This is a genomic window from Rhizobium sp. 05N49 (assembly GCF_056396805.1).
In genome coordinates this window covers 1-25223 of record NZ_JBFTME010000002.1, presented here as the reverse complement: position 1 = coordinate 25223, position 25223 = coordinate 1, and the positions used below count along the sequence as shown (strand labels likewise).

Annotated in this window: 20 protein-coding genes; 9 read left to right on the top strand and 11 right to left on the bottom strand. The window is 58.6% G+C overall.

The genetic code is table 11. The features are described from left to right. Positions 1-89: 89 nt before the first annotated feature. Positions 90-1373 (top strand): ABC transporter substrate-binding protein, encoded by a 1284-nt coding sequence (locus tag AC1DF8_RS04320; RefSeq protein ID WP_113016254.1) that lies wholly within the window; start codon positions 90-92, stop codon positions 1371-1373. A gap of 65 nt (positions 1374-1438) precedes the next feature. Here AC1DF8_RS04320 and AC1DF8_RS04315 read toward each other — a convergent pair whose 3' ends face one another. Genes AC1DF8_RS04315 through AC1DF8_RS04295 form a run of 5 tightly spaced genes read right to left on the bottom strand, consistent with a single transcriptional unit; the run spans position 1439 to position 6829 of the window. Further along, entirely contained in the window at positions 1439-2410 is a 972-nt protein-coding gene (locus AC1DF8_RS04315) for a glycoside hydrolase family 26 protein (RefSeq protein ID WP_477995081.1), read from the bottom strand. A gap of 20 nt (positions 2411-2430) precedes the next feature. Then, positions 2431-2940 (bottom strand): DUF995 domain-containing protein, encoded by a 510-nt coding sequence (locus tag AC1DF8_RS04310; RefSeq protein WP_477995080.1) that lies wholly within the window; start codon positions 2938-2940, stop codon positions 2431-2433. A gap of 10 nt (positions 2941-2950) precedes the next feature. Next, on the bottom strand, positions 2951-4834 hold the full coding sequence (locus AC1DF8_RS04305; RefSeq protein WP_477995079.1) for a glycosyltransferase family 2 protein: 1884 nt from the start codon (positions 4832-4834) through the stop codon (positions 2951-2953). Then, positions 4831-5814, bottom strand: a complete 984-nt coding sequence (galE, locus tag AC1DF8_RS04300; RefSeq protein WP_018114874.1) for a UDP-glucose 4-epimerase GalE — start codon at positions 5812-5814, stop codon at positions 4831-4833. The genes AC1DF8_RS04305 and galE overlap by 4 nt, the downstream gene beginning before the upstream one ends. Before the next feature lies 1 nt (position 5815). Beyond that, positions 5816-6829: a UDP-glucuronic acid decarboxylase family protein gene (locus AC1DF8_RS04295; RefSeq protein ID WP_018114875.1), complete on the bottom strand. Its 1014-nt coding sequence runs from the start codon at positions 6827-6829 to the stop codon at positions 5816-5818. A 375-nt stretch (positions 6830-7204) separates the two neighbouring features. Here AC1DF8_RS04295 and AC1DF8_RS04290 point away from each other — a divergent pair, with 375 nt between their 5' ends. After that, the gene (locus AC1DF8_RS04290; protein WP_477995078.1) at positions 7205-7525 is read left to right on the top strand and encodes a hypothetical protein; all 321 of its coding nucleotides are present in this window, start codon (positions 7205-7207) and stop codon (positions 7523-7525) included. 4 nt (positions 7526-7529) lie between these two features. Here the strand turns inward: AC1DF8_RS04290 and AC1DF8_RS04285 are convergent, their stop codons facing one another. Further along, the gene (locus AC1DF8_RS04285) at positions 7530-8312 is read right to left on the bottom strand and encodes a helix-turn-helix transcriptional regulator (protein WP_018114877.1); all 783 of its coding nucleotides are present in this window, start codon (positions 8310-8312) and stop codon (positions 7530-7532) included. 875 nt (positions 8313-9187) lie between these two features. Between AC1DF8_RS04285 and AC1DF8_RS04280 the strand changes: the two genes are divergently transcribed. From AC1DF8_RS04280 to AC1DF8_RS04255, 6 genes are all read left to right on the top strand, one after another. Beyond that, positions 9188-10189 (top strand): MSCRAMM family protein, encoded by a 1002-nt coding sequence (locus tag AC1DF8_RS04280; protein WP_112542881.1) that lies wholly within the window; start codon positions 9188-9190, stop codon positions 10187-10189. A gap of 137 nt (positions 10190-10326) precedes the next feature. After that, entirely contained in the window at positions 10327-12387 is a 2061-nt protein-coding gene (locus tag AC1DF8_RS04275; RefSeq protein ID WP_477995077.1) for a hypothetical protein, read from the top strand. A 22-nt stretch (positions 12388-12409) separates the two neighbouring features. Then, positions 12410-14677, top strand: a complete 2268-nt coding sequence (locus tag AC1DF8_RS04270) for a type I secretion system permease/ATPase (protein ID WP_477995076.1) — start codon at positions 12410-12412, stop codon at positions 14675-14677. Between the two features lie 5 nt (positions 14678-14682). Beyond that, positions 14683-16032, top strand: a complete 1350-nt coding sequence (locus tag AC1DF8_RS04265; protein WP_477995075.1) for an HlyD family type I secretion periplasmic adaptor subunit — start codon at positions 14683-14685, stop codon at positions 16030-16032. 80 nt (positions 16033-16112) lie between these two features. Further along, entirely contained in the window at positions 16113-16601 is a 489-nt protein-coding gene (locus AC1DF8_RS04260) for a hypothetical protein (protein WP_018114882.1), read from the top strand. A 136-nt stretch (positions 16602-16737) separates the two neighbouring features. Then, complete coding sequence (locus tag AC1DF8_RS04255; protein ID WP_477995074.1) at positions 16738-18384, top strand: GNAT family N-acetyltransferase; 1647 nt, start codon at positions 16738-16740, stop codon at positions 18382-18384. Positions 18385-18447: 63 nt separating this feature from the next. On the opposite strand, the gene AC1DF8_RS04250 is transcribed toward AC1DF8_RS04255, so the two are convergent. The 4 genes from AC1DF8_RS04250 to AC1DF8_RS04235 all read right to left on the bottom strand — a co-directional run bounded on the left by AC1DF8_RS04250 (position 18448) and on the right by AC1DF8_RS04235 (position 21766). Then, a complete protein-coding gene (locus AC1DF8_RS04250) occupies positions 18448-19224 on the bottom strand; it encodes an anti-sigma factor family protein (protein ID WP_112970222.1) in 777 nt (258 codons plus the stop codon). Beyond that, positions 19221-19748, bottom strand: coding sequence for an RNA polymerase sigma factor (locus tag AC1DF8_RS04245; protein WP_477995073.1), 528 nt, complete (start codon positions 19746-19748; stop codon positions 19221-19223). The genes AC1DF8_RS04250 and AC1DF8_RS04245 overlap by 4 nt, the downstream gene beginning before the upstream one ends. A gap of 62 nt (positions 19749-19810) precedes the next feature. After that, positions 19811-21268 (bottom strand): YncE family protein, encoded by a 1458-nt coding sequence (locus AC1DF8_RS04240; RefSeq protein ID WP_477995072.1) that lies wholly within the window; start codon positions 21266-21268, stop codon positions 19811-19813. 12 nt (positions 21269-21280) lie between these two features. After that, complete coding sequence (locus tag AC1DF8_RS04235; protein WP_112970225.1) at positions 21281-21766, bottom strand: DUF305 domain-containing protein; 486 nt, start codon at positions 21764-21766, stop codon at positions 21281-21283. A gap of 30 nt (positions 21767-21796) precedes the next feature. Between AC1DF8_RS04235 and AC1DF8_RS04230 the strand changes: the two genes are divergently transcribed. Beyond that, the gene (locus AC1DF8_RS04230; protein WP_477995071.1) at positions 21797-22129 is read left to right on the top strand and encodes a hypothetical protein; all 333 of its coding nucleotides are present in this window, start codon (positions 21797-21799) and stop codon (positions 22127-22129) included. A gap of 329 nt (positions 22130-22458) precedes the next feature. Here the strand turns inward: AC1DF8_RS04230 and AC1DF8_RS04225 are convergent. Next, on the bottom strand, positions 22459-25223 hold a 2765-nt coding region (locus tag AC1DF8_RS04225), incomplete at its 5' end, for a beta strand repeat-containing protein (RefSeq protein ID WP_477995070.1).

Genomic DNA, 25223 nt, shown 5'->3' with positions numbered 1-25223 from the left:
CAAAGAGAAATTTTTTGCGTACTCTACCTGCCGAACGCTCGAAAAGACCATTGGAGGATGGCATCGGGCATCAGACAAAGGAGGAAATCATGCAGGTCAATCGCCGTTCATTCTTGATGGGAACCGCAGGTGCCGCGGCCGGTCTCGCCTTCGGCGCCGGCAGCTCGATTCCCGCACTCGCTGAGGACGCCTCGCTTCGTGCAATGTGGTGGGGCTCCAACGACCGTGCGAAGCGCACACTCGATGTCGCCAAGCTCTACCAGTCGAAGACGCCGGGCGTTACCATCGTCGGTGAATCACTTGCCGGCGACGGCTATTGGACGAAGCTCGCAACGCAGATGGCCGGTCGCGCAATCGCTGACGTCTTCCAGCTCGAGCCGGGAACGATCTCGGATTATTCCAAACGCGGCGCCTGCCTGCCGCTCGACGAATTCGTGCCTTCGACGCTGAAGGTCGATGATTTTGGCGCCGACATGCTGAAACTGACGACGGTTGACGGCAAGCTTTACGGCGTCGGCCTCGGCCTCAACTCCTTCGCGATGTTCTATGACAGCGTGGAATTCGAAAAGGCCGGCATTCCGCTGCCGACACCTGATCTCACCTGGGATGAGTATGCCAAGCTCGCCGTAGAGCTCGGGAAATCCTCGGGCAAAAGCGGCCCCTACGGGGCACGTTATACCTATGTCTTCGACGCCTGGCTGCGGCAGCGCGGCAAGAGCCTCTATGCCAAGGAAAGCCCGACCCTCGGCTTCACAGTCGATGATGCCAAGGAATGGTTCGATTACTGGGAGAAGCTGCGCAAGGCCGGCGGCACCGTTGCTGCGGATGTGCAGACGCTCGACCAGAACAATATCGACACGAACTGCCTCACCCTTGGCAAATCGGCCATCAGCATGGCCTATTCCAACCAGATGGTCGGATACCAGCTGGTCATCAAGAACAAGCTCGGCATTGCCATGCTGCCGCGCGAGAAGAAAGGCGGCCCGTCAGGCCATTATTACCGCCCGGGACTGATCTGGAGCGTGGGCGCTACCACCAAGCAGGGCGAGGCGGCCGCAAAATTCATCAGCTTCTTCGTCAATGATGTCGAAGCCGGCAAAATCCTCGGCGTGGAGCGCGGTGTGCCGATGTCGCCGGCAGTGCGGGAAGCCATCCTGCCGCAGCTCAACCCGACGGAACAGGAGACGGTCAAATACATCAACTTGCTCAAGGACCAGGTTGGCGAGTATCCGCGGCCGGCGCCGATGGGTTCCACCGAATTTGATCAGCGCGTTCTTCGCCCGACCTGCGATGAGCTCGCCTTCGAGCGCGTCTCGGTGGCAGATGCCGCCCAGCAGCTTGTCGAAACCGGCAAGGCGACAATCAAGGGGTAACCACATCCCGCAGGAACGAATTCAGGCCCGCCATCGGCGGGCCTTTCTTTTTCAGCAACCCCAGCTTAGTTGCTTGCGTCTTCAATGACCCGCCAGTCGGGCCGGCCGAGATCGAACGGCCAGGCATGGACATCGCGGTCATTGAAGTAGACGACTTCCTGCAGCTCGGGAAAGTCGCTCTGCTTGAGCGTCGCCGTCTCCATCCACGGCTTCATGTATCCGTCACTGCCCTCATAGCCCAATTCGGCCACCCAGATCGGCTTGTGATACCGGACGACGAGATCGTAACCCGGTCTCAGTGCCTCGGTGAAGGTCCGGGGGCCGTTGTGAGCGATACGGTCGTACGGTTCGAGACCAAAGACTGACAGGCCGACGAAGTCGACATAAGTGTCCCCGGGATAATAGGCATTGAGGCCAGTCAGACCCTTCGGCGACCACATGAGCTTCGTACCGGGCGCCTCCCGCCGCACGATATCCATCATGCGCCTGTAGGCGGCTATATAATCGGAAGGATTCCAGCCGGACCACGAAAAGCGGCCGGAATTGTCCTCCATTTCCTGCCCCCAGCGGACGATGACCGGGCTTTTCAGCTGAGCGATCATCCTGGCAATCGCCCGCATGTTCACATCGTAGTCGCCGTGAAACAGCTTCCAGCGAAGTTCGTCTGACGTCAGCCGCCAGTCCACGTCCCATGACCAGGGCTCGATCGTGATCAACAGGTTGCGACCCCTCGCCAGCGCATAGGCATCCGCCACACGCAGAGTTTCAAGATCGACGTCTTCCCATGGAAGGAAGAGGTGTTCCGTTGTCACGCTCTGTTGCGCGCCGAAATCGCCATGCGGATCATAGGCACCGAACTTGATGCCATCGGCATGAATGGCGGGCCGCTTGTCTGTGATCGTCTTGTCTGTCGTCTGGGCACCCGCATTCATGACGGTGGCGGCGCCCTGCGCCACGCTTTGGTGCGACACGTCGGCAACGCCGAGCAGAAGCATGGCGATCGTTACCGTCGAGATTTTCTTCGCCAGGGTTTTCATGGTCTTGTCCTCCCCTTCGGCTATTTGTCGGTCCCCAGAACCTGCTTCAGCTCCTGCGCTTTCAGGCTCACCGTGTCTGCCGGAACCAGCTTCCGGAACTCATCATCGGCTTTCGTGGCAGCGTGCCGGAACACGTACCAGTCCCCGCTCGGTTGACGCCGCTGGTAGATCGTGTTGCCGATCTTGCGGTGGCCGAAGCAGGTACTGGCACGTGCCGCCCCCTCATTATTGGTCCAGGTCGCGCGCATGCACATCTGACCGAGATCATCGACGACCCAGCGACCCTCGGCGAAAGACTGCTTGCCGCCATTGTCGACCCAGGCGACGAAACGCCTGTCCTCGCCGATGAAACGACCGCCGCCCGTATTCCAGGTCCAGGTCTTGTCGGCGTAGATCATGTAGAGTTCGGCGGCGGTGAGTGGCGTCGGTGCCGGTGCCTTATTCTTTTCTGCCGCGAATGCGCCGATCGGGAGGATAAGGCCGAGGCACAGCGCCAGCGCTCCTCCCGTCAATCGTTTTGCCATGCTCATTTTATCCTCCTCACGCATTTCTGCTCTCCCCAACGTCCTTTCGTGCACGGCCGGCTTCGGCAAAACCGTGCCATTTGAGACTGAATTTCACGATCCTGGTCTTGCCGCCGCCGAGCCCCGCACCCGCCACGGTAAATTGCGACCGGGTAAAGGTGACGAAGGGCTGGCCGTGCGAAAGCGCTTCCATGGCGGTCAGCCCGTGATTGCCGAGTTGCGCCCCGCCAACCAGGCAGGCGACGAGACAGCCGGCGGCGGCAAACCGCAGACCATACGCTTGCGGCAAAAGGGATTGACCGTTCTCGAGGGCGTGACGGACGACAACCAGGATTACGAGCGATACATAGATCAACAGGTTGATCGCCGCGAAGATCTGGAAGCCACGCGCACCGTCGCCATCGTCGGCAAATGCCATGGCAGCAGCACAAATGCCTGCCAGCGCGATGTAAGGTGCGATAATCCGCGCCGGCAGTTTGCGCAGCCCCTGATCACCCTTCGGGGTGATGCGGAAATCCACAAAGGAGCCGGTCATATGATCGCGCACGGCCGCGAGGCTGCCGGCAAGCGACCAGGGCCAGCGCAACAGGATGAAGACCACCCCTTCCCACCCGAAAAGCCTCGCATCGTATGGCCGGAATGTGCCTGATGCACGCCAGAAGATGGCGAATACCGTCAACACCAGCGAAAGCGGCAGAGAATGCAACAGGAATGCCGGATAGCTGACATTGGCGAAGACATGGCCCGTGAGCAGGGCTGCGACGGGCAGCAGGAATATCGACGCCATGAACGCCGAAAACAGCGGATACCAGATCTGCGAAAACAGGAACTGGAACTTCAGCTTGAGCGGCAGGCGGGCGACATGTCGGCGAGAATGCCGAAGCAGGATGGTAACCAGGCTGCGCGACCACTGGAATTCCTGAACAACCAGATCGGAAAAGGTCGCCGGCCCGTCGCCGTGTGCTATGGCATTGACCGCATGGACCCCGCGCCAGCCGCCGGCATTCATCATCAGCGTGGTCGAATGGTCTTCCGCGAGCTCGGGACCGAGGCCGCCGATCTCCCTCAGGGCCGCCGTGCGGACGGCATAGTGCGAACCGATGCAGAGCGGCGCCCAGCCATTATTATAGCCCGCCTGCAGCGAACCATGCAGGCTGGCTTCCGCATAGAGCCTGCCGCGGGCGGCCCAGCTTTCGGCCGCATTGGCATCGCAGATGCTGGGTGCCGAGACGTAGCCGACTTCGGGATCGGAGAAGGGTCGCAGGACCTCGCGAAGATAGGTCGGCGTCGGCACGTGATCGGCATCGAACTGGGCGACGAAATCATAGCGCTCATAGCCGAAGTGATCATAGAAATAGGCGAGATTTCCTTCCTTGCAGCGCGTGCGGCGCGGCCAGACGGGACGGTGATATTCGCTGACGTCCTTGCGCGTGGAGATCATGATGCCGTGCTGCCCGCACCATCTCCTCGCCTCTTCGGACGGATCTTCGTCGGCGAGCCAGATATCGAACTCGACACCCTTCTGATCGAGCATTGCAAGAAGCGTCCTGCGCACGACGGCAAAAGGTTCTGATGGCGCCTTGGTGACCACCATGGCAACGCGACCCTCCGGCAGGGGCGCAACCGATCTGACCTGCCTTGCATCCAGGAAGATGAGGATGAAATAGGCCGGGATCAGGGTGACCCAGGCGAGAATGAGCGTGACGAGCAGGTATGCCGGCCATGAGACGACGTGAATTGGCGTGGTCCACCAGAGCCAGAAGTAGCCAAGGGCTGCAAGCCAGCAGACGATGCCAAGACCATAGGCGGCTCGATTCCATCCGGTAAAGACGGGCTCGAACATTCCGGATCTGCTCGCCGAAGACAGATGTGCGCGGTCGATTTCGGCCTTGGAGTTCATGCAATCACCTCCAGTCCGAAAGTCGGGCCAGCCGTGCGGATGATCGTATCGATATCCGAAAGTGTCGGCATGAAGTCGAGCTCCAGGCGAGCCCTCTTCGTATCGGCGAAAAGCACCGGCGGATCGCCAGCGCGGCGCGGCTGACAACGGATCGGCACCCTGTGGCCGGTCTTTCGTTTGACGGCATTCAGGATCTCGCCGACGGACGTGCCGCGGCCGGAGCCCAGATTGAGGCTCAGGGAATTGCCGCCAACCAGAAGGTGACGAACGGCCGCAAGATGCGCCTGGGCAAGATCGCTGACATGGATGTAATCCCTGACGCAGGTGCCGTCATTCGTCGAATAGTCGATACCGAAAATATCGAGGCTCTCGATCCGGCCGCTTGCGGCGAGAAGGGCGCGCGGGATCAGATGGGTTTCGGGATAGTGCCGCTCGGCAAGCTGGCCTTCCGGGTCGGCGCCGGCTGCATTGAAGTAGCGGAGCGCGGCGAAGCGGGTGCCATAGGCGGCCGCATAATCCTCCAGTGCCATTTCGAAGATCAGCTTGGTCCTGCCATAGGGATTGACAGGCTGTTGCGGCGTTTTCTCGCAGATCGGCAGCATCTCCGGAATGCCGTAGGTCGCGCAGCTGCTGGAAAAGACGATCTTGTCGATCCCGCAATCGAGACAGGCATCCAGCAACGACAGGCTGCCGATGACGTTGTTGCGATAATAGATGCTCGGCCTTTCGACGGATTCACCGACATAGGCATTGGCGCCGCAATGGATGACACAATCCGGCGAGTACTCGGCCATGACGTGCCGCAACCTTGCGCCATCGGCGATATCCGCCTGGATCAGCGGCCCCCACCGGACGCTGTCGATATGTCCGGTGGAAAGATTGTCATAGGTGACCGGAACCATGCCGGCACGCGCAAGCGCCTTGCAGATGTGGCTGCCGATGAAGCCGGCGCCACCCGTAACCAGGATGTAGCGGGGCATTTCATACGGCCTCCACCACTTCCTTGCGGGCAAGCAGCGCGTCGAAATAGGATATCGTACGCTTCAGACCGGTCTTCAGCTCGGTCGTCGGCCACCAGTTCAGCTCCTCCCTGGCCCTGGAAATATCCGGACGGCGCTGTTGCGGATCGTCTGCGACGGCCGGCAGGTAAATGATGCGCGAGCGCGAATTGGTCAGATCAAGGACGATTTCTGCCAGATCCCGCACCGTGATCTCCGTCGGATTACCGAGATTGATCGGACCGGTGCAATGTGCGCCAGTTTCGGCGAACCGCAGGAAGCCGCCGACGAGATCGTCGACATAGCAGAAGGAACGGGTCTGCCTACCGTCACCGTAGATCGTTATGTCGGTGTTGGAGAGTGCCTGGACGATGAAGTTGGATACGACGCGTCCATCATCAAGGCGCATGCGCGGACCGTAGGTATTGAAGATCCGGCCAACCTTGATATCGACGCCATACTTGCGGTGATAATCGAAGAACAGGGTTTCGGCTGAGCGCTTGCCCTCGTCGTAGCAGCCGCGTGGACCAATCGGATTGACATTGCCGAAATAGGTTTCGTGCTGCGGATTCTGATGCGGATCTCCGTAGACTTCCGAAGTCGAGGACTGCACGACCGTGGCGCCGCTACGACGCGCTGCATCGAGCGTATTGACGGCTCCAAGCACGTTGGTGAGCAGGGTGCCGACGGGATCGCGCTGATAGTCCGGAGGTGAAGCCGGCGAGGCAAAGTTGAAGATGAGGGATGCCTCGACACCAAAGGGCTGGCGCACATCATGTTCCAGAAGCCGAAAACGGTCGTTCTGCAGAAGATGTTCGATATTGACGCGGCGGCCGGTGTAGAAATTGTCGAGACAGATGACCTGATGGCCCCGCTCGAGAAGGCGCTCGCAAAGATGCGAGCCCAGGAAACCGGCGCCTCCGTTGACCAGGACGGTTTTTGACCCCGGTGGTGGCGATGCGAATCCTGAATGTCCTTCGGTGGGAATACTACGCATTACAAAACCCTTCCCATGTCACGTGGTCTTCTTAGACCCTTCTATACTTTGGTATCCCTCTTCCCCGTCACACTAAATTCAACGGGAAGTAGTATACTTGAAACAACCTCCTCTGCCATTCTTCGGATAATTGTATTCATGACTCAAATGATAGGAGGATATCAGGGAAGGTCAACTTCAAAACATGGGAGCAATTCTAAATAGCTACAGTATTAAATTCCGGAATTCGCTTGATTAATCCCCCTCAATGAGTATGGTGCCATGCTCTCCATCCGGCCACACCAGCTTCACCCAATGAAGCCGATGTACCGAGGTGGCCAGCTATTGGTGTGCGAGGGCGCGTCGCGACTGCCCTGATGATCGAGGGGTTATTCAATGACGGTTCATGATCGCATGCATGGCCGAGCGCCATGCAGTTTCAGCTCTCTGGCTTTGGCCGCGACAGTTGTTCTCTCGGCCATTGGACCGATCTCGTGCGCGGTCGTCGATACGGCAATCGTGGGAAGCACCAAGGCGAATGTTGTGGCGGCAAAGGTGCCGCATGCCGCGAAGGACTTCGGCTATGCTGCCGAAGCGAAGACCGCTTCGGCTGAGATAAACGCTACGGTCTATCCGGGTTCCGCACCTTACATCTGTTCGCCGAGCGGTTTCGGCCAGAAATCACGCTGTTTTGCCCGCTCGTCCCGGACGGATTGATGGCCTAGTGTGGCCATCTGCCGGAGAGATCGCCGTTGTCCGAGGTATCGTTGAAGAACCGTGAGGCCGCTTCCGTGCGATTTCTCACATTCATCTTCTTATAGATATTGCGGACGTGGACCTTCACCGTATTTTCGGACAGGTGAAGCTTGTCGGCGATGATCTTGTTCTGCGTCCCCTTGCAGATGAGGTCGAGAATCTGGACCTCGCGAGTGGTCAGAGCCGCCATGCTGCTGCGACGAAGCTTCAGCGCATTGGCGCGTGCTGCGTCGACAGACTTCGTCTGATACAGCGAGGGCTCGAGCTGCGCCGTAGCACGGTTTGAAAGTCGGCCCAGAAGCGCGGATGGAAAATGTTCGCCGCCCTTCATCAGCAGATCGATTGCCGCCATGAAGACGTCCAGGCGCAGATTGAGCGGCAGGACGCCGTCGACGACGCGGGCCTCGACCAGCCGACTGATATAGGGCTCCATCATATCGATGGCTTCGACGACAAGACCGATGGATGCGTCCGGACGGTTTTCACGAACGATCTGCAGCGCATCGTGCAACTCGGCGCCGGCGACATGATAGAACAGAACAAGCCGCATATCGTGAATATCCTTTTCGGATATGGACTGCGCGCTCGATACGCTTACGACATCGAAATTCGGGAATTTCTTTGCCAGTGCTTCAACCATGCACTCGGAGAACAAGTCTGCCTTGGCGATTACCAGGACTGTTTCTCCATTCGGGCTCAGTCTTCTTGCCTGATCCGAATCTCCTACTTCCGACCCAACCATGAACATATACGCCTCCCCTAGCGCTACACTATACTAAAACTCGGAGCATCTACTCCCATTGGCGCGGTGGCGGGTATTACATGCCGACGAACATTGCCCCTAGGCATGCGGCCGCCTTATCTTTTAGGCATTTCTTAATTATGGTAATATGGATTTCAAAGGAAAGAAATGGCCCAAATGGGTTAGTTGTCACGAAGTTATATTTATTTTTTGCCACTTTATGGTTGCATTTCAGACAAGAAACATACTAGCGGGCGGTATTTCGACTAGATCACGGTATAAAGCAGCATGTATTAGTTCGAGACATACAAAAGCAAAGCGGTAATGGGCAGACGATATTTCAAAATAAGACGGAGAACCTTCCGAGCTTAACTTCACGATATCATAATCCGTCGACTCCCCCGGATTCCGAGGTAGAGGACGCGGTCCCCAAATCTTACAGAGCTTTCTTCGATGCCTGCGATCCGGCCCTGACTTAAGCGGATTATCGAGCTGGGCCTCCGATGTCTTAGCCCGAATTGGTATCTATCGGGGGCCTGCTTTTTCCATCAATCTGTGACTGTCGCTGAGAGTGGCGACGTGAAAATCGAGTATCAGCATGTGTTTTTGATACTTGGTCTTCTTTCGAGGGAACTCAAAAAGAAGTTCGAATGCCTTGCTCGCGCTCATATCGAGTCCGGGACTGGATTAGTGCGTCTTTGTACTGAGTAAGCACGATCCCAATACAGAATTTGGTCAACAAATCACGATGAGGCTGCAGATGAAAAGGTACCGTGTCCATCTGCCGACATTAACGTATTGGAGCAAGCGCGAGCAAAGATCCCATTTGAGATGAGAGGGACTTCGAAAGCTGCTCCAGTTTTTTTCTGGAGGAAACCGAAATGCCTTATGACCCCAAGCCCGGGCCGGGCTCTGATGACGACACCGTCAAGGTGGGCGCCTTGGCCGATGGCCTTTCCAGCGCTATAAATTCAACAGAAATAGATGATAATTCAACGGGTTACGTCGGCGGCATCGCCAATGGTGACAATCGCAACAACACCGACAACAGCACGGACGTTGACGTCAAGGCAAACGTCGATCTCGATGTGAAGACCGACAACGGCGACAACCGCGACAACGACTACGACTGGAGCTACAAGTCGGACGACGACACGAACATCAAGACGACCAACATCAACGATAACGACACGACGACGACCACAAAATCGGACTACGACTGGAGCTATGACGCCAAGTCGTACAGTGACGACGACGTCGACATCAAGACGATCACCGACAACGACACGACCACCAAGACGGACACGGATATCGACACCGACATCAAGACGATTACCGATACCAAGACGACCACCGACAGCCACAATACCAGCGACAGCTTCAACAAAACGGACACGGACTTCGCCGTGATTGACGATGTCAAGGACTTCGGGAACCTCGGCGTAGCCGGCCACGACCTCACCTTCGACATCGGGGATGACTTCTCCTTCACCCTCAATATCGACAATATCCTCAACGGCTCGCTTTCCGGCGAAGGCGCCGATTCCGTCTTCAGCACTGTCCAAGCCAACCATCTCGCGGACCAGGATAAGGCCTGGAACATCACGATGGAGAATGGCGGCGCTCAGAATCACCTGAGTGCGAATGCCGGCACGGCGAACGGTGCTGACGGCATGGATATGGACAGCAAGGGCTGGGACCTCAAGGCGGGTGACGACGTCGCAGGTACTTCCACGGCAGACGCTTCGGCAATTCTTGCCAATTCGGGCTTCCATATGGAGCTCGTTCAGGGCGCGAACATGCTCAGCAACGCTGTGGACTCCAGCGTCATCGGCGGTAACTCGCATGTTTCCGATGTCGGCGAAGATTCCAGCGGACACTGACCTCCAAGACCAAGAAAAGACTGCACCGGCTTCCGCCGGTGCAGTTTGAATGCTTGCGTGCGAATTGACGAACAGCGCGGCTCCAGCAGAAGGGGATCGCATGGCCGGTCGTTTCTTCGAAAGGGAGGGCCAAGGCAATGCAAATCGAGAAATTCTCAGAAATTATCGCCCATTTCATCGGCATATTCGAAACGACGACCGAAGAAATGAGACTGCGTGCAGAGCTGACCGCGGGCACGGGTCCTGTTGAAAATGAGCCCACGCTCGACGACCTCGTCGCCAACACCCCCGCCTTCGCTTCCGATCTTATGCTCAAAGACTACGATCCCGACGTCGACTACAGAAGCGTCAGTTATGAGATCGTCTATGGCGGGGCCCGCCGCTTCGGCCGCCCCTTCGAGGAAAGCATCGAAAAGCTCTCCGAGATTGCGCACCGCGATGTGTCGTCGTTGCCTCGGTTCGGCAGTCCGCAGGACATCAACGTCGAGGACGACGAACAGCTGCAGGTTTTCAATGGCCCCGGATCGGTGATCGGATACGCTACGCAGGTCAACGTTCTCTTTGACGACGACTATCTCGATATGACGGATGGCTACCATGCCCCCCGGGACACGAGCTTCGTCACCGAACGGCTGGCAGAGTTCAATGACCAAACCGAAATATTCACTCCCTTTGCCAGCTTGCAACGAACCGACACTTTCGAAGGTGTCAAACATATCGCCAACGATATGGAATCCTACATTCAGGTGGTGAAGGATTCTGGCCAGACATCGCTCGGAACGAACGAACCGCCGGCAGACAATCCAAACGACCAGGCGCATGATTTCGTCCTGGCGGGATCCGAGATCACCGGAACCCACATGAACGGCAAGCTTGTTTCAGAAATACCGGCGCTGGACGATCTGCTGCCGGACCGTGGTCTTGCCAAACTGCCGGAAGATCCCGACGAAACCCAGACCTCGGTCGAGCAGCATGACCCGGCTTCAAGCAGCCTGGAGGTCACTGCCGGCGCAAACCTCGTCGCAAATATAGCCTCCGTCATCAATACCGCGGTAATCTCTTCCGTGACGGCCATCATGGGCGACTACCACCAGATCGATGCCATCACGCAGGTTTACGCCTACAGCAACGATGACGATATCGCCTCGATGTTCCACTCCTCGGCAGATGCTGCCGATGACGCCGGTGTCACGGCCTACAATATAGCCAGCTTTGAACGCAGCACGTATCAATCGCCCCAGCCGGAGACGACCGTCGATGCACATGGCGACCCCATCTTTCCGATGGCCTGGCGGGTCAGCATCGTCAACGGCGACGTATCCTTCGTAAACTGGATCGAGCAGTATCATTTCGTCAGCGATAACGACACGATGACCGTCACGACGAGCGGCTCGCAAACGACCGTTCTGACCGGCGGCAATACGACACTGAATTTCTCGTCGTCCTTCCAGATGGGCCTGCAATACGATCTGGTGATCGTCGGCGGCAGTGTCTACGACATCAATAGCATCACGCAGATTTCACTTCTCTACGACAACGATTGGGTTCGCGCCGAGGACGGCACGGACGGCAATGCCACCGTTCAGTCCGGCAACAATCTCATCTGGAACTTTGCAGCGATCCACAATGTCGGGGCCAACGACCGGTTCGAGACCATGCCCGACTATATGCATCAGGCAGAGAAGGGAATTCTGGAGCGCGATCCGTCAATGCCTGAGGGCTTGTCCACCGATCTCAATTTCCAGGGCTATGTCGGCCTGAATGTTCTCTACATTACCGGCAATCTCTTCGACATGACCATCATCAAACAGGTCGCCGTGCTCGGAGATTCCGACGACGTGACCCAGGCAGCAGCCGAGCTCCTTAAGAATARCCAGGACGCCGTGATCACGATCGATACGGGCAGCAATACCGTCGCCAATATCGCTCAAATCGTCGACTATGACAGCTTCGGCAATACTACTTACGTTGCCGGCCAGCTCTATTCCGATGCCATTCTCATCCAAGGCGGGATCATAGAACACGATGCCACTGCGCCCGAGGCGGCAGGGGCAAAGCTTGCCAATGAAGTCATCGCCTTTCTCGATGACGATGGTCCCCATGGCACGGACAGTGGCGATGGCATCATCAACGGCGGCCATGACCTTTCATGGTCGTCCGCCCATCCCTCAGATGTAATGCAAGTCGTGGTCGCGTGACCTGGTATTGGGAGAGACCACGATGAACCAGATCTCAAAACAGATTTTTGCCAATGGCAGCGCGCTCGATCTGCGTGGCGACAAGCCGTCCCCCACAGCGGCGGATCCTCAGGATTTCATGACGCAGGCCTGCGTTTCGGCAATCGATGATGCGGTGGATCATCTTCGCCAGCTGACACACACGGCGCCCTCCCATCCAGATGAAGCCGGCACCGTCGCCGAAGAGAAAGTGAACGAAGTGCAAGCGATGCCTATCGTACGATCTGAAAGGCAGCTTTCCGGTCATGATGTTCCCGCCGTTGATACCGTAGAACCAGAAATAAAGCCGCAGTCCGGCGAAGAATTGCGAACGATGCCCGATATCGAGGCACGGCGGGCGCCTGGTGACGCCGACGAGATGAAGGCCAAGCCGGATATTCCCTTTGCCAAGACGATCGACGGCAACACCGGTCCGCTGAAGGAAAATGAGCGCCGCCCGCGGACTGGAGACGGTGGCGGTGGCGGCAAGGAACCGGATCTCGGTGGCGGTGGCGGCGGTGGCGGCGGCGGAAACAGTGGCTTCCACAAGCGCAGCGAGCCGGTGAATTTCGCCTTGAGCCTTGCGCGAGGTATCGCGGTCATCAGGCGCAACCTCGCCATCGTGATGGTCTTCACGGTCGCGATCAACGTGCTCCTGCTGGCGATCCCACTCTACCTCTTCCAGATTTCGGACCGCGTCCTGACCAGCCGTTCGATCGACACATTGGTGATGCTTTCGATCGTGGTGGTGGGCGCGGTCCTCATACAGGCTTTCCTGGATTCTGTCCGCCGCTTCATCCTGATGCGGACCGCTGTGGAACTGGAGGTCCAGCTGGGCGCCCCGATCCTCAGCGCGGCGGCTCGCGCCTCGCTGCATGGAAGCGGCAAGGATTACCAGATCCTGCAGGATCTTCAGCTTCTGCGAAGCTTCCTGACGTCCGGCACGCTGATCGCCTTCCTGGATGCTCCGTTGATGCCGCTCTTCGTGATCGTTGTCTACCTGGTGCATCCGCATCTCGGCATCATCATCATGGTCTGCTGCGCGGTCCTGTTCATGATCGCCTTCCTGAACCAGAAGCTTACGGCCAAGCAGTTCGCCGAATCCAACAGCTATCTCAGCCGCGCGAACTTTCATCTCGATTCCATGTCGCGCAATTCGCAGATCATCAATGCGCTCGCCATGATTCCGGAGGCAGTGAAGATGTGGGGCCGGGAAACGGCCGGCTCGCTAAAGTCCCATGTGCAGGCCCAGGACCGCAACATCGTCTTCACCGGCGTTTCCAAGGCTTGCCGCATGATCACGCAGGTTGGGCTTCTTGGCTGGGGCGCCCATCTGTCGCTATCGGGCGAACTGACCGGCGGCATGGTCATCGCAGCATCGATCATTTCCGGCCGCGCGCTGGCGCCGATCGAAGGGGCAATCGAAGGCTGGCATCAGTTCAACCGCTCCGCCGCCGCCTATGGCCGCATCAAGAACCTGCTGCTCACCTCGCCGCTCAACTTCCCGCGCCTGCGACTTCCCAATCCGGAAGGGCGGCTGGACGTTGAGCGAGTCCTCTTCGTCCCTCCACCTCAGAAGAAGGTGATTCTGAACGGCATCTCCTTCTCGCTGAAGAAGGGCGAATCGCTGGCAATCATCGGCAATTCCGGTTCCGGCAAGACGACACTCGGAAAGATGCTGGTGGGCTCAATCCTGCCGACCTCGGGCAATGTCCGACTCGACCTCATGGATCTGCGCAACTGGGACCAGCGGCAGTTCGGCGAAAGCATCGGCTATCTGCCGCAGGATGTGCAGCTGTTTCCAGGAACCATCAAGGCAAATATCTGCCGGATGCGTGACGACGTCGAAGACCGGCAGATCTACGAGGCAGCTGTACTGGCCGACGTGCACGAGCTGATCGCCGGTTTCCCGCAGGGTTACGAAACCGTCGTCGCCGCCGACGGCGCGCCGCTTTCGGGCGGCCAGAAGCAGCGCATCGCACTGGCCCGCGCCTTCTTCGGCGACCCCAAATTCGTCGTGCTCGACGAACCCAATTCCAACCTTGACACGCAGGGCGAAGCCGCCCTGGCAAAGGCGCTGATCCACGCCAAGAAACAGGGGATCACGACGGTCACGATCACGCAGCGCCCGGCGCTTCTGCAATGCGTGGACAAGATCATGGTCCTCAAGGACGGTACGGTCGCCATGTTCGGCGAACGTACCGAAGTGCTGCAGGCAATCTCAAAGGGCAATGGCCGCAACGGCCAGCAGCCCCCGCGTATCGAAGGGTGACGGCCATGGGAAAGAAGAAACAGGAAACGGCCGGCCCAGCGCAGCTCGAGTGGTACGGCGACGTGCCGCGGTCGATCCGTCTGCACAGCTTCGTTGGCCTAACGGTGCTTTTCGCTTCGTTTGGCGGTTTTGGATATTGGGCCGCAACCGCGCCGCTTGCCTCTGCAATCATTGCCCAGGGCAGTTTCGTTGCGACCGGCAACAACAAGGTTGTCCAGCACCTTGAAGGCGGCATCATCAAGGAAATGATGGTTGGCGAAGGCGCAAGCGTCAAGGAAGGCGACGTACTGCTGACGCTCGACCAGACAGCCGCCCTGACCAACGAACGCATGTTGAACTTGAGGCGTCTGCGCCTGGAGGCGGTTGTGGCGCRGCTGAGGGCTGAAGCACAGGGAACAAATGAATTCAAGGCTCCCGAGATCGTCATGGCAGAGGCAAGCGATCCAGACGTCAATGCGATTATCCAGAGCCAGAACGTGGTCTTTCACAGCAAGCGGGTCAAACTCGAAGAACAGCTGAACCTCATCGAGAAGAACATCAAGTCGCTGGAATATCGCTTCGATGGCTACAAGGGACAGCGCGAATCCTTCGAGCGGCAGCTGTCATTGCTGTCGGACGAGCGGGACTCCAAGGCGCGACTCGTCAAGGTCGGCTATATGCGCAAGACCGATCTACTGGCCATCGAGCGCGCCATCGCCGATGCGATGGGCGATATTTCGCGCCTGAATGGTGAGCTGAACGAGAGCGAGGCAGAAATCGCCAAATTCCGCCAGGAGGCAGTCATTGCGGTCAATTCCAACAAGCAGGCGGCACTCGATGCGCTGGAGACGGCCGAATCCGATCTCGACAGCGTTCGCGAACAGGCCCGGGAAGCAACCGGCGTCCTGGAGCGTACGGTCATCCGCTCGCCTGTGACAGGTACGGTCGTACGCTCCTATTACCACACTGCCGGCGGTGTTATCACCACCGGCAAACCGATCATGGAAATTCTGCCGGCCCATGTGCCGCTGATCCTGGAGGCGCAGGTATTGCGTACCTCCATCGATCAGCTTCACGAGGGCCAGACGGCGGCGATCCGCCTCACTGCCCTCAACAGACGCACGACGCCGGTCCTGGAAGGAAAGGTCTTCTATGTTTCGGCAGATTCGGTCGAGGAAAATTCCGGCTTGTCCGTCAAGGACGTGTACATCGTGCGTGTGCAAATTCCCGACTCTGAAATTGCCCGCATTCACAATTTCCACCCGGTTCCTGGCATGCCGGCAGAAGTGCTGATCCAGACCTCGGAGCGTACCTTCTTCGAATATCTGAGCAAGCCAGTTGCCGACAGCATGTCGCGCGCATTCAAGGAGCGTTAAACACAGAAATGGCCGAAGCACTCAACGAAATGATCTGATATAATCCATGTATCATCAACGTTGAGCCGAGGGAGTTCAGCATGACGGCCATGTCCGATGTATTATTAAGGGTTGGCCGGCTAAACTATGTTTGGACGAATACAGAAAGCCTGCTGATCTATATTATCGCCCATCTTCTCAACGTGGAGAAGGAAGCTGCAGTGGTTGTTTTTCTGACACTCAACACGACGCGCGCGCGCATCGATCTCGTCGAGCGTCTCGCAAAGCTTCCTTCGACTCCGGCTGCGGACCGCAAGGCCGTTCTTTCGGCCATGTCGCGCCTGAAGAAGGAATCGAAGATGCGCAACAAATACAATCACTGCATCTATTCCTTCGATGAGAAGGGCGAAATTTCCAGCACGCAACTCATGCGCCTGGTGGAGGACGACAAGGAAATCCGCTACGGAAAGATCGAGCAGATGAATGACCGGGAAATAGAGCTTCTTGAGAAATCGATTGCTGAGATCGTCAATATCAGCAAGGCGCTTTGGGCCTTCATCCATGCAAGCCCGCGGATTGTGGCGCTCTGATATTGCTGTCTGAAAACAATCGCTTCGGGCTAATCCGATTTCGTCTCAAGGAATCACCCGGACGGTTTATTTGAAGATCGATGTTTCTCACTAGACTGGATTCTCCCGAATTACGTATAGGGTATTGGGAGGGGGCATGCGCATCGATATCATTGATACGGTAGCCGGCTTCGATGCCGTACGCGATAACTGGGATCAGGTTTATCGGGACGATCCGGACGCCCAACATTTCCTCTCCTGGACATGGCTCAAAGACTTTCTTGCGCACCGGGGCCGTTGGTTTGTCCTGGCGCTGCGCGAGCGGCAGCGGGATGCTCGCTACGTCGCCTTTTTGCCGCTCAGGTTACTGACCAAACTCGATGAGCAGAGCGGGCTTTTCTATGACGAAATCGTCATGGGCGGAAATTATTCGGCCGACTATACCGGCCTCCTTGTCATGCCCGGCTACGAGCAAAAAGCCATCGACGGCTTTGCGGCCTACCTCAAACAGCAGAACTGGACGCATCTTCGGCTAGAACATTTCAGCGGGCCGGCGGAACGCCGGGAGAAGATGATCACGGCGCTGCAGGGGCCGCTAGTCATGTTTCGTGATAATGCCCCGACCAGCAAAGACAATATCGACAATACGATCTGCCCGGTCGTCTTTTTGCCTGAGAGCTGGAACGATTATCTGGAGCAGAAGATGAGCAGTCAGACGCGCCAGAAGCTGCGTCGCTTCCTGCGCAAGCTCGATGGCGACGAGGGCTACCGGATCACCATGGCGACGCCCGACACCATCGATCGGGACCTTGGCATTCTTTTCGATTTCTGGCGCACGCGGTGGACGGAGCGCAAAGGAGCGGAGCGAACGGAGCGGCTCATCAATTCCACCCGCAAAATGCTGATGGACTGCTTCAGAAGCGGCACGCTCGACGTCCCGGTCTTCTGGTTCGGTGAACAGCCGCTCGGCGTCCTCGCCAACATCATCGACCGCCCGAAAAAGACCATCCTCTTCTATATCACCGGTCGCGACGAGAACTGGAGGACGCCATCTCCCGGTCTGGTGCTGCATGGCTATTGCATCCGCCGGGCCATCGAGGACGGCTTCCGTTTCTATGATTTCCTGCGCGGAAACGAAGCTTACAAATACGCCTTCGGCGCTGACGAGCGACGGATCAGTTATACGCTCTTCAGGACCCGCAACGGACACAATCTCGGCGGCGTCCTGCATCCGCGCAGCGTCAACTATGCCTACCAGCAGGCGCTCGAAATGTATCAAAAGGGCGAAAAGGGAAGGGCCGAGATTATCTTCTCCCAGGTTCTGCAATCCTCGCCGGGCCATGTGGGCGCCGAATTCGGCATTGCCAACCTGCTCTTCGACCGGGGGAAGCTGACCGAAGCCCTTGCCGCCTACCAGTCGCTGCTGGAGCGCACCGCCGAGCCGCTGCCGATCTCGCTTCGCCTTGGAGATACGCAACTGGCGCTGAAGCTCTATGAGGACGCGGTCGTGACCTTCCGTCGCGTCGGCGAGCAGGCGCCCCATATGGTACAGGCCCGCTATAAGGAGGGTATCGCGCTCATCGCAGCTCGCCATCTGACGCAAGCCGAGACAGTCCTCGCGGCGATCCAGGATATCCATACCGACGATCCGGCCGCCATTCCCTATACCCAGCTTGCTTACGTTGCGCTCGAGCGCCTACGCCAGCATAATGCGGCACTGGCAGCCGACGAGCAGGTCCCACAAGGTATGATGGGACTGCCGCGAAAACGCGGCGGCGAAAAACGCCGCCCCCGCATGCACTAAAATCCTTCAAGCATGTCGCTCAAAGCCGCTGCGCTGCTGCGCAATACTTCGGGCCTGCAGAGTTCAGGCACCCATCTCGGTCTGGTGCCTGATATCATCAGCGAGCGGATGCAAGATATCGGCCGGCAGGGTGCCGACAAGGCTGTAGCCCATGCCGCCGGATGCCCAGCTCCAGCCTTCAACATTTCCGTCAGCATGCGGAGCCATGGGCTTGTTCTGATCGGCGAGCATGGGCCGCGTCAGCACGACGAGACGCGTTCCCCGATCATCGTCATACATCAGCATCAATCCGGCACCATGCGACGTCGAGATCATCCTGCCACCCATCAGGCGATAGCCCGATCCGGAGAGATCCGGCACTACCGGCTTGCGGCCCATGCGCTCCGTCGCCCAGTCGACGAGTTCGGCCATATTGTCGGCACGAAGCTCGACCGGCCTTATCCTGTCGGGCGCGTAAGTGGCGAAGCTGTCGGCTGCTTCATCAGCGAGCGCCACTATGCCTTCGCCTGGATGCCGATACATTCCATGCAGCATCCAGCCCCCTGAACCGCCAGCGACGAGAAGAACGACAGCGGCAGCCGCCATACGCCATAAGGGCAGCCGGCCCGGCTTGCGCGATTCCAGCAGATGGCTGAGGTTTAGCCGGCTCGGGATCGGTTCTTCGGCGATGGCGCTGAGCGCAGTCCGCAAATCGAGCCGCTGCCTGCCGTAACTATCGATTCGCGCGGCGATATCAGGATGGGTTTCAAGATAGGCGCAAACCTCGGCTTCACGTGCCTCATCCAGCGCACCGTCCACAAATCCGTGGAGATCATCCTCGGTGATCGGTTTTACGCTCATTTTATTCTCCGAAGATGGGCGGCAGCCCCCTGTGTTGCCTGCCCGGGGTTCTCCAACATCTGCCTTAGCCGCTCACGGGCGCGCGACAGGCGCGACATGACGGTGCCGATCGGGATGGCCAGGACCTCGGCTGTCTGCGAATAGGACAGATCCTCGACCGATACCAGCAGCAACACGCTGCGCTGCTCTTCGGGAAGCAGCTCCAGCGCCTGAAGGATATCGCGGCTCATCAGGCTGTCTTCCTGTGTCGGCTGTCGGGCAAACGCACTTTCATCCACCTTCTCAATGGGCAGATGTTCGCCACGGCGTGCGTTCTGCTTCAACCGGTTGACGGCCAGATTATGAAGGATGGCGAATACCCAGGTGCGCGGATCGTCGTTTCGGCGATGATGCCAATGAGCAATGACCCGCTCCAGGCAATCCTGAACGAGATCGTCGGCTGCCGTTGCATCTTTCAGCAATCCGTGGGCGTAGCGGCGGAGCGCCGGTATGATCGGTTCGACAAGCTGCAGAATATCACTCATGAGAGGCTTACCTTCAGGAGCTTTCGCCCGCCACCCTATCACAGGCGGCGGGCGAGAGGGATTTACTTCGCTTCGACCTGGACGACTTCGGCTGGCCCCTTATCCCCCGAGGCGGTGATGACGAGATAGCGGCGCTCAGCCTTCTCGCTGCTCTGGACGATCTGCCGGATGGGGCCAACGGCATTGACGATCGCCGAACCGGCCGGGTTTGTCATGAATGACGCCAAGGGTTGAAGATCGCCAGAACCGTCAGCCCGCGTGGAGAGTGCGAGGATATAAGGTTTCCTGGGCTCCAGGCCGGTCACGGATGCCTGCAGCACCTGTGACAGACCTTGGTCGAAAAGAGAGACACTCGTTGGTGCAACGTCGCCCTGGCTTGCCTTCGGTGCGTGCAGGGCAAGATGCGCCACCTGGCCGGCGATGCCAAGCGGCTGCAGATTCTGCATGCCATCGCCCTCGGGGACTGCATCGGGGACATAGTTGACAGCCTGCGGCGCCTGGCCGATCGGTATCGTCGCGATGACCTTGTTTGTCAGTGTGTCGATTGCTGCAAGCGCATCGGCATTTTCGAGACCCACATAGACGCGCGTACCATCGCCTGATGGCCAGACGCCGTGCGGAAGATTGCCGACAGGAATTGTCGCGACCTGTTGGAAGTTATCCGTGCGATAGACCTTCACCTGATTGAGTCCACCGACGGAGACATAGGCAAAGTCGCCATTGGCATTGTGAACGATGTTGACGTGATTGGTGATCGGCCCGGTATCGATGGTCTTGATAAGATCAAAGGGTGCTTCGGCGTTAAAGACCTGCGTCTTGCCGGTATCCTTCAGGGTGAACCAGACCTGCTTGCCATCAGGCGTTGCCGCAATATTGGGGCAGAAAGGGCTTTCCTGCTTGATGTGGCCGACAATCTGGTGATCGGCGACGGAAACGACTACGGTCTCAGGGTTGAACGAGGAGCAGATGTAACCGTACTTGCCGTCCGGCGAGAAGATCTGCATGCCCGGACCAGCCGGCACCTTGATCTGCATCTTCTCCTCATAAGTATGCGCATCGATGACGGAGATGTAATCCTCTCCGCGAACGGTGACCCAAACTTCGTTGCCATCGGGTGTAAAGAATGCCTCATGCGGCGAGCGGCCCACATAGGTGGTGTGCTTTACCGTATTCGTGGCCGTGTCGATGAAAGTCACCGAATTCGAGCCGATCGAAACGACGGCCAGCGTTTTGTGGTCCGGCGAAAAACCCATGCCATGGACCAGGACCTGCCCCCGATAGAGCGGGCTCAGATTGCCGGGCTGCGGATCGCCGAGACGGATGACGCCGAGCAGTTTGTTTGTGGATGGATCAGTAACTGAAACCGTATTGGAGAACTGTTCGGCAGCATAGACGCGATCCCTGCTGCTGACCGGGATATCCGGATCGGAGACCGCGCCCGGCGCCTGGCCGGCGAAGCTCACTGAGGGCGCCAGCATCGTGCCGGCGAGAAGGCTGAGGGCGAGAAGGCTAGACTTCATGACAGGGTCCTTTCAGTTGCCCATTTTCATATTCGGATCCATAGCCGGCATCATCGACATGCCGGCGCCGGAGGGAACGGGAGTTTGCGGGGGAATTTGAGTTGGCGCCGGATCCGAAGGCGGAAGAGGATCACCGAGAGCCAGTCGCATCGCAGCAATTTCCTGCTGCTGATCGACGATGATTTCCTGGGCAATGCGCTTGAGCTGCTCATTGCTGCCGTAGCGCAGATAGGTCTGCGCCATATCGATCGCCCCTTGATGATGAGGGATCATCATCTCCACAAAATCCCTGTTGACGTCGCCCGTCGGTCTCACCGCCATGTCGTTCATCATCTTCGCCATGGCGGCRTCATTTTCCGACAGAAACGGGGCCTCTTCCGTAACCGCGGAGGTGGCATGTTGATGCGATGCAGGGCCGTCGGCAAAGGCAGAAGCGGACAGGATCACGAAGATCGGCGCTGCCAGCGGAAGGAATCCTTTTCGGGGAAAGACGTTCATGCGGGCTCCTTTTTCATGCAGAGCGGTTTCATGAACGTAGACAACAGCACTGTTGTTTTATTCCGATTGGTCTGGATATTTTTCCGCGAGCAGAAGGCCCTTGTTTGTGGCTGGCCGAGCGCCTCGCTTCGTCCTGACGGTGAGGGAAGAGAGCGCCGCGGGAATGCACGGCCATTCCGCGCCGTTACCTTTTCCGACTCGGAAGAGGCCGAAGACGCCGAGCATCAGGCTCGCGACGAACTTCAGGCTGTTTTCCGGACCGTCAACAGGGGCTTGTTGGATGAATATGCCGGTATTGAGAACCAGGATGCCAGGCTCCGAGGCTGGCGTAGCTCAGCATCCCAAGTGGCCCAGTGGCGATGACGACGAAGACCATCGGTCCGACGACTACCGCTCGCAGCTTTGTCGGAATGCGTCTATCACAGGCTTGAGCGGCGTACGGCCACGGCTGGGCCGGACGCGCGCAACGGAAACGGGTGCGTCTCGCTCCACAGACGTTCGTGTTTTGCGCGCGGAGCAGGGCTGCCCAGGGAACTCCAATCGAGACGTTTTTGCCGACCGTCACGCGAACCGATCGTGACAACCTTTGTTCCAGGTTTCGTAAACTTCCTTGTCGTCATCCAATCCCTTCAGCTGCGGCAGAACTTCAGCCCCTCTCTTCTGGAGGGCCTGCCGGGGAGATCGAGCGAAGCTCACACAAATTGGAAATCCGCCGACTGCAGGCTCGACACGGCCACGTTCTTCAGCGTGATGGTGTTGTCAGCATCGGCTGTGATGATCGTGTCGTTGCCTGACAGGGTCGATACGGCGAGCAGCGATGCCCAGTCGGCAAAGATCGTGTGATCGATCCTGATCGTATCATGTGCCCCGCCAGCCACCTCGAAATACATGATCGTGTCGTGCCCCCAATTCGGCTCGTAGACGAAAAAGTCCGCGGCCATTCCACCGATAAGGACGTCGTCTCCGGCGCCACCTGTCAGCGTATTCGACCCGAAGGCATTGCCCACAATCCGATTATCGAGTGCATTGCCTGTTCCGACAAAGGCTTCCCAGCCGTCGGCACCCGAGCTCAAGTTTTCGATGTTTTCTCCCAACGTATAGTTGGCGAGGGACGTTTGCACCTGGTCGATCCCTTCACCGGCATTTTCGATGACGGCGTCTCCGGCGCTGTCGACGATGTAATAGTCGTTGCCCTTGCCGCCGATCAGCGTATCGCTACCGCCTCCGCCATTCAGCGTGTCGTTGCCGGCACCCCCGGTGATCGTATTGGAGAGCGCATTGCCGATACCAGTAAAGTCGCCGGTGCCGGTGTAGGTGAGGTTTTCGACATTGGCAACAAGTGCCAGGCGGTCGAGCCCGGTCTTCACCGTGTCGGTGCCTGCACTTGCATCTTCAGTCACCACGTCACCGGCGACATCCACGATGTAGGTGTCGTTGCCGGCGCCGCCGATCAGCGTATCCTCACCGGCTCCCCCGTTGAGCGTGTCGTCACCGTCGCCACCCGACAGCCGGTCGGCCGCAGCTCCCCCGGTGATCGTGTTGGCAAGGCTGTTGCCTGTTCCGGTGAAGGCTGCCGACCCGGTGTAGGTCAGGTTCTCGATATTGTCGGCAAGCGTATAGGCCGACGACCCAGCCTTGACCGTATCGATGCCCGCATCGACACTTTCGGTGACGACGTCACCGGCATTGTCAACGATGTAGGTGTCGTTACCGGCGCCGCCGATCAGCGTGTCGGCACCTGCTCCGCCGTTCAGTGTGTCGGCGCCTGCACCGCCGGTGATCACGTTCGCCGCAGCATTGCCGGTGCCGGTGAAGGCAGCCGACCCGGTGTAGGTCAGGTTCTCGATATTGTCGGCAAGCGTATAGGCCGCAAGCGCGGTCTTGACCGTATCGGTGCCCGCACCTGCTGCCTCCGTGACAACGTCGCCCACGACATCCACTATATAGGTGTCATCGCCGATACCGCCGACCAGCGTGTCGGCTCCCGCCCCACCGTCCAGCACGTCGTTGCCGGCACCGCCGGTGATCGTGTTGGCCAAGGCATTGCCGGTCCCGGCAAAATTGCCGCTGCCGGTGAAGGTCAGGTTCTCGACATTGGCAATGTTGGTCAGCGCATAGGCAGCAAGCGCCGTCTTGACCAGATCCGTGCCTTCGTTGGCGGCTTCGGTCACGACGTCACCGGCGACATCCACGATGTAGGTGTCGTTGCCCGCACCACCAATCAGCGTATCGGCGCCCGCCTTGCCGTCCAGCGTATCGGCGCCTGCCGCACCCCTGATCGTGTTGGCAAGATCGTTGCCCGTACCGGCAAAGGCCACCGTGCCCACATAGGTCAGGTTCTCGACATTGTCGGCAAGCGTATAGGCCGACGACCCAGCCTTGACCGTATCGATGCCCGCATCGACACTTTCGGTGACGACGTCACCGGCATTGTCAACGATGTAGGTGTCGTTACCGGCTCCGCCGATCAGCGTATCCGCACCGGCTCCGCCGTTCAGCGTATCGGCGCCGACACCGCCAGTGATCACGTTGGCCGCAGCATTGCCGGTGCCGGTGAAGGCTGCCGACCCGGTGTAGGTCAGGTTCTCGATATTGGCGAGGGCCGCAATCGAATAGGCAGCAAGCGACGTCCGGATCTCGTCCGTGCCCGCACCTGCTGCYTCCGTGACCACGTCGCTTGCGACATCCACGATATAGGTGTCATTACCGGCTCCGCCGACCAGCGTGTCGGCTCCCGCCCCACCGTCCAGCACGTCGTTGCCGGCCCCGCCGGTCAGCTTATCGGCGGCCGCTCCGCCCTTGATGATATTGTCCAGCTCATTGCCGGTACCGGTGAAGGCGGCAGACCCGGTATAGGTCAGGTTCTCCACATTGGCACCCAGCGTGTAGGCCGCCAGGCCCGTCTTTACGGTATCGATACCCTCGCCGACATTCTCGACGACGATATCGCCGGTGCCGATGATATAGGTGTCATCGCCTGCCGCACCCTTCAGCGTGTCGATCCCTGCCCCGCCCGTCAGGATATTGTTCAGCGCATTGCCGATGCCGGTGAAAGTCGTCGTGCCGGAGACGGTCAGGTTCTCGACATTGCTGCCGAGCGTATAGCTCGCGAAGTAGACCGACTGCACGTACACCGTATCGCTGCCCTCGTCGGCAGCCTCGGTGACCGTATCCCCGCCATTGTCAACCCAATAGATGTCGTTGCCGGTACCGCCGGAAAGCGCATCAGCGCCCGTGCCGCCATCCAGCGTGTCGTCGCCGGCGCCGCCAATCAGCGTGTCATTGCCGGCCCCGCCGATCAACCTGTCGTTACCCGCACCACCGTCCAGAACGTCGTTGCCGGCGCCCCCGGTGATCGTGTTGGCCAGTATATTGCCCGTCCCGGAAAAATTGCCGGTGCCAGTGAAGGTCAGGTCCTCCCGGAAAAATTGCCGGTGCCAGTGAAGGTCAGGTCCTC